Origin of the sequence: Clostridium sp. LS (assembly GCF_002760435.1) — a bacterium.
GTDB lineage: Bacteria > Bacillota > Clostridia > Clostridiales > Clostridiaceae > Clostridium.
The window spans coordinates 22,297-31,143 of record NZ_AUUU01000124.1 but is presented as its reverse complement, the minus strand read 5'-3'; the positions used below and the strand labels follow the sequence as shown (position 1 = coordinate 31,143).

The 8,847-nt window shown below is 26.3% G+C and carries 13 protein-coding genes; all 13 read left to right on the top strand.

All coding sequences use genetic code 11. The features are described 5' to 3' along the window. Positions 1–157: 157 nt before the first annotated feature. Entirely contained in the window at positions 158–328 is a 171-nt protein-coding gene (locus COL3_RS23220; RefSeq protein WP_008417835.1) for an aspartyl-phosphate phosphatase Spo0E family protein, read from the top strand. 197 nt (positions 329–525) lie between these two features. Continuing rightward, a complete protein-coding gene (locus COL3_RS23215; RefSeq protein ID WP_008417838.1) occupies positions 526–963 on the top strand; it encodes a MarR family transcriptional regulator in 438 nt (145 codons plus the stop codon). A gap of 83 nt (positions 964–1,046) precedes the next feature. Continuing rightward, positions 1,047–1,481, top strand: a complete 435-nt coding sequence (locus COL3_RS23210) for a hypothetical protein (protein ID WP_008417841.1) — start codon at positions 1,047–1,049, stop codon at positions 1,479–1,481. 69 nt (positions 1,482–1,550) lie between these two features. Beyond that, on the top strand, positions 1,551–2,669 hold the full coding sequence (locus tag COL3_RS23205; RefSeq protein ID WP_008417847.1) for a dienelactone hydrolase family protein: 1,119 nt from the start codon (positions 1,551–1,553) through the stop codon (positions 2,667–2,669). 378 nt (positions 2,670–3,047) lie between these two features. Next, entirely contained in the window at positions 3,048–4,403 is a 1,356-nt protein-coding gene (locus tag COL3_RS23200; protein ID WP_143327559.1) for a GspE/PulE family protein, read from the top strand. Further along, a complete protein-coding gene (locus tag COL3_RS23195) occupies positions 4,396–5,523 on the top strand; it encodes a type II secretion system F family protein (RefSeq protein WP_008417856.1) in 1,128 nt (375 codons plus the stop codon). Before COL3_RS23200 ends, COL3_RS23195 begins: the two co-directional genes overlap by 8 nt. Further along, positions 5,523–5,969: a prepilin-type N-terminal cleavage/methylation domain-containing protein gene (locus tag COL3_RS23190; protein WP_008417857.1), complete on the top strand. Its 447-nt coding sequence runs from the start codon at positions 5,523–5,525 to the stop codon at positions 5,967–5,969. Before COL3_RS23195 ends, COL3_RS23190 begins: the two co-directional genes overlap by 1 nt. Then, positions 5,966–6,394 (top strand): hypothetical protein, encoded by a 429-nt coding sequence (locus COL3_RS23185; RefSeq protein ID WP_008417860.1) that lies wholly within the window; start codon positions 5,966–5,968, stop codon positions 6,392–6,394. Before COL3_RS23190 ends, COL3_RS23185 begins: the two co-directional genes overlap by 4 nt. Next, entirely contained in the window at positions 6,384–6,830 is a 447-nt protein-coding gene (locus tag COL3_RS23180) for a competence type IV pilus minor pilin ComGF (RefSeq protein ID WP_008417862.1), read from the top strand. The genes COL3_RS23185 and COL3_RS23180 overlap by 11 nt, the downstream gene beginning before the upstream one ends. A 122-nt stretch (positions 6,831–6,952) precedes the next feature. Continuing rightward, positions 6,953–7,267 carry a hypothetical protein gene (locus tag COL3_RS23175; protein WP_242982176.1) on the top strand — a complete coding sequence of 105 codons (315 nt, stop codon included), beginning with the start codon at positions 6,953–6,955 and terminating at the stop codon, positions 7,265–7,267. 64 nt (positions 7,268–7,331) lie between these two features. Beyond that, positions 7,332–8,003 carry a hypothetical protein gene (locus tag COL3_RS23170; RefSeq protein WP_008417868.1) on the top strand — a complete coding sequence of 224 codons (672 nt, stop codon included), beginning with the start codon at positions 7,332–7,334 and terminating at the stop codon, positions 8,001–8,003. After that, positions 7,954–8,370: a hypothetical protein gene (locus COL3_RS23165; protein WP_008417875.1), complete on the top strand. Its 417-nt coding sequence runs from the start codon at positions 7,954–7,956 to the stop codon at positions 8,368–8,370. Before COL3_RS23170 ends, COL3_RS23165 begins: the two co-directional genes overlap by 50 nt. Continuing rightward, on the top strand, positions 8,363–8,731 hold the full coding sequence (locus COL3_RS23160; protein WP_008417877.1) for a hypothetical protein: 369 nt from the start codon (positions 8,363–8,365) through the stop codon (positions 8,729–8,731). Before COL3_RS23165 ends, COL3_RS23160 begins: the two co-directional genes overlap by 8 nt. Positions 8,732–8,847 lie beyond the last annotated feature (116 nt).

The window sequence follows — 8,847 nt, the reverse complement described above, 5'->3', positions numbered from 1 at the left end:
CAAATTTTTCTCACATGCGTTCGAAAAGGCAGATGCGTGAAAAAAATCTCCAGCTCTACAGTCGTCTGCGATTTTTTATACAATTAATTATTATAAGTTACAAATTAACACAATATTTCCTCTTATTGTTATAGTTAATAGCGAAGGGAGGGATAAAATGGGTAAACTTGAAAACATAAATATAAAGATTTGCGAAATGAGACAAGCATTACTAGATTTAATTAATGAGAAACCAAGTTTATTAGATCCAGATGTCATTATTGCAAGTCAAGAACTTGATGAAGCTTTGAATGAGTATAATGAATTACTTAACAAAGTAGACAAGTAGTAGAAAAAAGGGGAGAGGCTTATTTTTATCTCTCCCTGAATTTTATTTAAGAAATAGAAATGAAATATTAGTTTTGTCTAGGAAAATTAGTATAGTACTGTCTTAAGAAAATTTTTGCTATATATAGAAAAAATCTTGACAAAAATAGTTGTTAAAATTATTATAGTTATAACAACTATTTTGAAGAAGGTGATTATTTGAATAAAGAATATGATTACACAAAGTTAATTGGATATTTAATAATTAAAGGCGAAGTTTGCATAAAAAGAAAAATTCTTAATGCTTTTTTAGAAAAGGGATATGACATTACATTTGAACAATGGACAGTTTTAAACGTATTATACGCAGAACCAGGATTGATTCAAAGTGAAATCGCCATAAGGACCTATAAAGATAAAACAAATGTTACGAGAATACTAGATGTTCTTTCTAAAAATGGATATATTGTAAGAGAACAACATGAAAGTGATAGAAGAAGCTTGTGTATATACCTTACAGATAAAGGCATAAAAATGTTTGATGATCTTATACCTTGCGTTGAGTCGCTTAATGAACAATTTAAAAAAGGACTGTCAGATGAAGAGCTTAGAATATTTGAAAATGTTCTAGAAAAAATATATAAAAATGCTGAGTAATTGTTTTTATGCACTTAGTGGTTGCTATAACTATTTTATATATAACAACTAATTATATATTATTTTAATAAGGAGAAAAATTTATGAAATTAAAATTTTTTTATCGGATAACTTCTGTTATGGCATTCCTATTAATTTTATGTTTTATGACTTCAAGTTTGATATCAGAGTTTTTAGGTGATTATATTATTATTGCAACTGTAAAGAAATCTATATTTTACACATTACCATTATTAATTATATGCATGATTTTAACAGGTATATCAGCAAGAAAACTTGCTTTGTTATATCCTAATATTCCATATAATCTATTGGTAATAAGGAGAGTAAAGTGCATTGGATTGACTGGAGTGGTGTTTCTTGCACCTATAGCAACTGTTTTAAATTATCTTGCTCAGAATAAAAATTTAGGTGCAATGTTCTACTTATTGCAATCTTTAGAGATAGTTTTTGGGTTAATAAATATTACATTCTTTATTAAAATATTTAGGGATGAGAAAAAATTTAAGGAAAATTAAAATATAAATTATAGTTGTTATAACTAATATCGATATAACTATTAAAATATATTAAAGGTGGGATAATTCATGGTTAATTTATCTTTAAAAGAAAAATTTGCATTTAAATTCATTTTTAATGAAAAAAGAATTTTTCAAAGATGGTACGGAAGATTTTTAGGTTTTGGAATAGACTATGGAAGATTAAAGAGGGTAGTGGCAAGAGTATCAAATTGGCTACAATGGTGCGAGGAATGGACTAAAGAAGGAGATCTATTATACAAGAAAGCAGAGGAGGAACTGATAAACGGATATGAGATTAAAGCAAAAGCCTTATTTCATGAAGCAGTAGGATGTTACCATGTTGGTCAGCATATATTTTTTATAGATAGTAATCAAAAAGAGAGAACACAAGAAAAAGCTAGGATAAGCTATAAAAGAGCAATTGATTTGTATGATGAAAAGGAAAGACCAATTCGGATTGAAATTCCTTTTAATGGAGCAATAATTCCAGGATATTTAAGATTATCAAATATGCCTAATGAACCACTTGTAATCTTTATAAACGGAATGGATAACATCAAGGAAGCAGAAGGTCATTCACAAGGAACATTGTTTCAAAAACATGGATTTAATTTCTTTACCTTTGATGGGATTGGCCAAGGTGAAATGTGGGAGTATATAAAATTCGATGAAAAAGAATATCATAAGGTAGTATCAGTAATCATTGACTGGTTTGAAAAGCAGCAAATATATGAAATTGATATTAATAGAATTGCATTAGTTGGATTTAGTTTAGGTGGATATTTAGCGCCAATGTGTGCAGCGTATGATAAACGTGTAAAATGTGTAGTTGGGAATAGTGGATTAGTTTATATAGGTGGATTAGCTGGATTAAAAAGGCTTAATCCAATTTGGCAAAGAGGTGTCACATATATGACTAAGTGTGAGTCGTTAGAAGAAGCTGTTAACAATTTTGATTGGGATATTGAGGATTCGCCCAATTTACAAGTACCTTTACTATTTTACCATGCAGGGAAAGATGAGGTCATGCCTTCTCCAAAACTCCATGCCGAAAAAGTAATGAAATGGGCTAGGGGAGATAAGACGCTTAAATTTTATGAAGATGCAGAACACTGTACAATGAATTATTTAGATGAAGTATTTCCTGAGATAGTGGACTGGATCAAAAAAATTTTAGAAATGTAAATATAAATGGTAATACCAAATTAGAGAGAGTAATCAAAGGTTCGCCAATTACAGTGATCTTTAGGTGCTTTTCTAATTTAAAATTGTATGAAACATTGTGTTTCTTAATAATATCTTTTATATAACAACCAGATAAATAAACACCATCAATTTCTTATATTTTTTTCAGTGCTACTTGCATGTCAAGTTCTAAATAATCGAAATCTTCGTCCCGGAGTTCTATGCCATTATAATATTTCAATTTCAGGATTTTTGAAGAGTACAATAGTTATTTTAGTACAACTATAGTATTCATCATAATAAAACAATGAATAAATATTAATTTTTGTGTCCAAAATTTGTATATAAATAATTCTTTAGTAAGGATGGTGGCTTAAAATTAAAGAATATAAGATTGAGGATGTAGATTTAAAGATTGCAAAAAATCTAAAAAAAGAAATCTGCGAAAAATATAAAGTCATTCCAATTAAGGAGAATACCAATGAAATATTAGTTTTGTCTAGCAAAATTACTGAAGAGGCAAAAGAATATTTAGGTTTTATATATAACAAAAATGTAAAAGCAGTAGAAATAGAAGAAAAAAATTATGAGAATCTCAAGAATATAATTTTCGGTGAGGAAGATAGAACTTTAGAAGATGTATTAATTTATAACGCCATTGAGGAGCGAGCAAGCGATATTCATTTAGAGCCTCAAAAAAATTGTGTATATGTAAGATACAGAATTAACGGAAGCTTAGTATTAGTCCATAAAATTGATTCAAACGAGTATATAACTCTTGCATCTAAAATTAAAATTAAAGCAAATATGGATATAACTGAAAAAAGAAGGCCACAGGACGGGAAGATAATAGTGAATTATAATAATTTGAAATATGATTTAAGAGTATCTTCCATTCCTGTGATTTATGGAGAAAAATTAGTTATAAGAATACTTTATTGTGATAATTTTAGCTATAAATTAGAAGATTTGGGATTCTCCGAAGAACAAATTAAAATTATCAGAAAAATGATAATGTTGAAGAACGGACTGATATTAGCTAGTGGCCCAACCGGCTCAGGAAAAAGTACTACTTTGTACACTATATTAAAAGAAATTGATTCAAAATCTTTAAATATTACTACTCTGGAGGATCCTGTAGAGATTGTTATGCCTAATATCAATCAAATGAGCTTAAATAAAAAATTAGATATAGATTTCTCAAATGGTCTTCGAAGCATACTAAGGCAAGATCCAGATGTAATTATGATAGGTGAAATTAGAGATGAGGAGACGGCAAATATGGCTGTTCGTGCGTCAATTACAGGACATAAGGTATATAGCACTATTCACTGTAAATCAGCTAGGGAAGTGCATATAAGACTTGAGAATATGGGAATTAAGCCTTATTTAATAAGCGATGCCTTAGTTGGGATTATATCGCAAAGGTTAATAAAAACATTATGCAATGAATGCAAAGTTATAGATAGCGAAAATTCCATAAAAGATAAAATAATATATAAAAAATGTGGCTGTGCCGCTTGTAATTTTTCTGGTTATGCAGGAAGGCAAATTGTAAGTGCAGTTTACTTTTTGCAGGAAAAAAATAAAAAGAAAATTGATGAATTATATGAGGATAATGATTACTTAGCAAATACAAATATGAAATATGATTTAGAAAAATTATTATATCAAGGGAAAATATCTTATAGTGATTACATTGAATTTATAGATGGAGAAAGATTGAATGCATAATAGTAATACTCAAAATATATATAATGAAAACTATAGTTCAGATTTGAATTATAAAAAGAAATCAAAAGAATTTAAATCATTCCCACTATTTCAGAATAAAGTCAGAGAAAAACAGCTGTCATTAATTTCAGGAAACTTAGCTCAACTTTATAAAGATGGAATAACTATAACCTATGCCTTGGAATTAGTTGCGGATATTTTACCTGATAAAATTTATAAAAATAATCTAACTAATGTATTAGGAGCTATAAATCGAGGGGAAAGTTTATCACAAGGTTTTTCAGAATATAAAAATTTATATCCTGATTTCTTTATAGGTATGATATCTATTGGTGAAAATACAGGAAAGCTATATGAAGTATTGAGGGGCTTAAATATTTATTATGATAAGCTTTTATTTATTAAAAAGGAAATTAAGAATGCAAGTACTTACCCCATGTTCATTTTTGCATCAATAGTAATACTTGGCATATTTTTATTAAACATAGTAGTCCCAAACTTTTGTGAAATATATAAATCTATGAATATACCCATGCCTGCAAGCTGCAAATTATTATATGATATTAATCTTTCTATAAAATCAAATCCAGTTCTTGTGGGAATAACTTTGACTTCATGGACACTGCTATTAGCTATAATTTTAAGGCTTATTTGCAAAAAAATTACCGTTGATAAATTTATAAAAATAAAAATAGTTAAATCATTTTTTGAGTATATCATGGTGATATTATTTTCAATAATAACAAGTACTGGAATAAATATATCTATAGCTCTCAAATATTGTGAAAATAGCATTAGTTTCACTTATTTAAGAAAGAAAATTAAAATGATTAATGAAGATATTTTAAGAGGCAGTACATTAACTGAGTCCTTAGATAATAGCGGCCTCTTTTCAAAATATACATTGGCCATTGTAAGAATACGGGAGGAAAGCGGATCTATTGAAGAAGGATTTAAAGAATTAGCAAATAAATTAGAAAATGAATTATTTGAAAAAATAAGTAAATATCTAAAACTAATTAATCCAATCTTTATGTTAATTATGGCAAGCTTTATTGTAATGTTTATGATTGGCTTTGTAATTCCACTATTTGATAATTTAAAAAATGGAATAAGATAATGAGAAAACAAGGATTTACTTTAATAGAAACTATAGTTTGCATATTTATATTAATAATTTTATTTAATGTTGGAATAGCCTTAAGTAAATGGAGCAACAGTATGTCCTCTGATATAAAATATTCAGGAAATGTTTATGAAATACAAAATTTACTGACATATGGAAAAGCCGTTTGCAGGGAAAAAAATAAATATGGCAAAATCACTGTCAAATCAAGTAAGAATGAGATTCGCTTTGTAGAAGGCTGGGATAATATCGAAAAAGTAATAGTCCTTCCTAGCGAAATTAAAATAATTAGCGAAGATATAAGTACACTTGTAACCCCTGAAGGAGGAATAAGTAAAGGTGCTACAATAAAACTTTTATATAAGAATGGAGAAAGAGTAGATATAACAATTCGAGTAGGAGTTGATTTGATTGTTATTAAAAATGGTGCTGTGATATGAGAAAGGAAGGTAGTATTTTAATTGAAGTAATAGCTTCACTTATGATTTTATCATTAACTACAATCTTTATAGTAAGTGCAAGTATACAAAACTCAAGGATTCTAAAAGAGAGAATTTTATCTGAGGAAGTTAACAGAGACGTATGTAACTTGATAAATGAACTTAAATATAATGTGACTAGAAAAGAAATCGATGATATGTTAATTGATGAAAAAATAGGTTTTAAATATGATCAAGACTTCTCGAAGAATCTGCTAAATAGTGGGATTGTGAATTTGGGAAAAGGTGAAGATATAGAAATATGCAAAATTTCAGAAGATGAAATGGGATTAAAATTAAAAGTCATAGCTAACATAAAAGATGAAGTTAGTGAGGTTAATTTAGAAAAAGAGTTTACTAAAAGTTGGTGGATGGATGAAGCATAAAAAAAGAAGAGGCTTTACTATAATTGAGTCTTTAGTATATATCTTTTTAACAACTATAATCTTAGTAGAAGGAATAAACATATTTGTTTCTATGTATAAATCCTATATAGAAACAGCTAAGCTCACTGTTAAATATAATAATTGTCAAAATTTCTTTATTAATTTAGATAATATTATTTCAGAAGGCGGACTGGAAAAAATTATAGTAGATAATAGTTATGTTATATTTTCAAAAAACGAAAAATCTAGCATCCCGGATAAAAAAATCAATTGTTTTGAGGGAAATATTGTAGTTAAATATACTAAATTTAATATTACTCAAACTATTAATGTAATGCTTGAGGATGTAGATAGTATTGAGGTTAGAAAAAGAGGTAAACTAATTTATTTTAGTATAATCGACAAAGAAGGAAAGGAATTTATTAAGTGTTTTTAAAGAAAAAAGCTACTGTGCTGATTAGCACTGTTATAATATTATCTTTAATGAGCATATTGGGATGTTTTTTATATAGTACGATGAAACACAACAATGAGCTAGGGAGTTATTACAAATTTGATATGGATAAATATGATTTTGGTAATGGAGAAGAAGACACTCTATATAAATTTATGAAAGAGCTTAATAAGGAAAGAGAAGATAAGCTATACAATTCAGATGAGAGTAATAGCGATGATAAAGGTTTATTTGCGGAAGATTTTGAAAAGAAAATTGATGAGGCTACGCTAATATATAGTAAAAATGATAGTAAGTTATTATTGGTAACCCAAAATGATAATGGAAGGATTAGAAAAAGGGAAATCTTATATTATATTAAAGAAGATGAAAAGATAGTATTAATTCCGACATACAAATTTGAGAATAGTGATGAATAAAATTATTAAAAGTAGTAAATAATAAAAATATATTTTGCTTTAAGGAGAGATTCTATTTTATTATATGAAAAAATCTATTATTTTAATCAAAAAAAATTCCTATATATTAAATGGAAAAGAGTATGATTTGGAAATGATTAATGAAATAAATCATTTATTAAAACCGAATATTAAAATAATTATTCTTGAAGAAGATCTTTATGTAAAGCAGTTTAATAATAAAGTGAAGAAGTATAGATTAGCTGAATTTGTAAGTAATAAAATTAATAATGACTTTCCTCAAAATGGAGATATTTTATATGATTATGATTTTAATAAAAAGAATAATATTGTTTTCATTTATTCCATAAGAGGTGCAAAAAGAATAGAAAAGTTAGCTGACTATGTTAAGAATATTGAAGTAAAGCCTATTCAATTTATAATTAAAGAGATTATGGCAAAGGATTTAAAAACTAATAAATTTTCAGCAAAAGTTCTAGTGAAATATAATAATGTTTTTTACTTCATTTGTTTTAAAGAAGGATTATTTGATTATGGATTTATAGAAGAAAATGAAAAGGAGATATTAAATAAAATAATAAGTAATAAAGGGGTTAAAGAAATATTTGTTGATAAAGATATAGTTAATATATTATCTAATGAGAATAAGATAAATATTATAAATATGAATATAGGAGAACTTATAAATGAAAAAATATATAAAAAACAAAGATTTCATACCGGAAAGGTTTTATAGGATTAAGCAGCTAAATATAAATAAATCTGAAAAAAGAATAATAAGTTTATTTATAATACTCAATTTATTACTGCTGCCATTTACTGCTAGGATTATGTTGGGAAGTAAAGAAAAGACCATTAAAAATTTAGATAATATTGTACACTCAAAACATGATAGTTTAGACATTAATGATATTGACCTATGGATTGAAAATATATTTAATGATGATATAAAAGAGGCGTGCATAACTAACAATAATGGAGAATTAGTAGTTAGCGATTTCAATAAGGTTAATGAATTAGCACGTAACAATCGTATAAAGATTAATGATATTAATTTGAATGAAAATAATAAATATAAGCTAGGAGTAAGCTTAAATGAATAAAATATATAATAAGTTAATAGTAATAGTAATGATTATTTTTGTTTTTGTTCAAATTTTTTGTATAAATAAACTAAATAGTGAAAAAGATATTATAGTAAATAATACACAGGATAACTTTAAATATCATAGAACTTTAAGTGATATTACTAATGAATTAAATTGTTTAGATAAAATTAACATTATTTCTGCAAATAAAATTGATGGAAAATGGTTTGTAAAGGTGAAGTTAAACGGTAACAAAGAGTATTTATTAAATGAACTTTCAAAACTAAAAATTTATGATATAAGTGATTATATCATTAATAAAAATGAAAATGAAAATTCTATTTTAGTAGAAATTAGTGAAAAAGAAAGTTTTTAATTCATTATTATATAATAAAATTTTACTATAAAGTAACCAGAAATAATTGCAATTATTATAGTCTTTTGATAAAATATGAGTGTTATGTCAATGATTAAGTATATTAGCTTAATGTT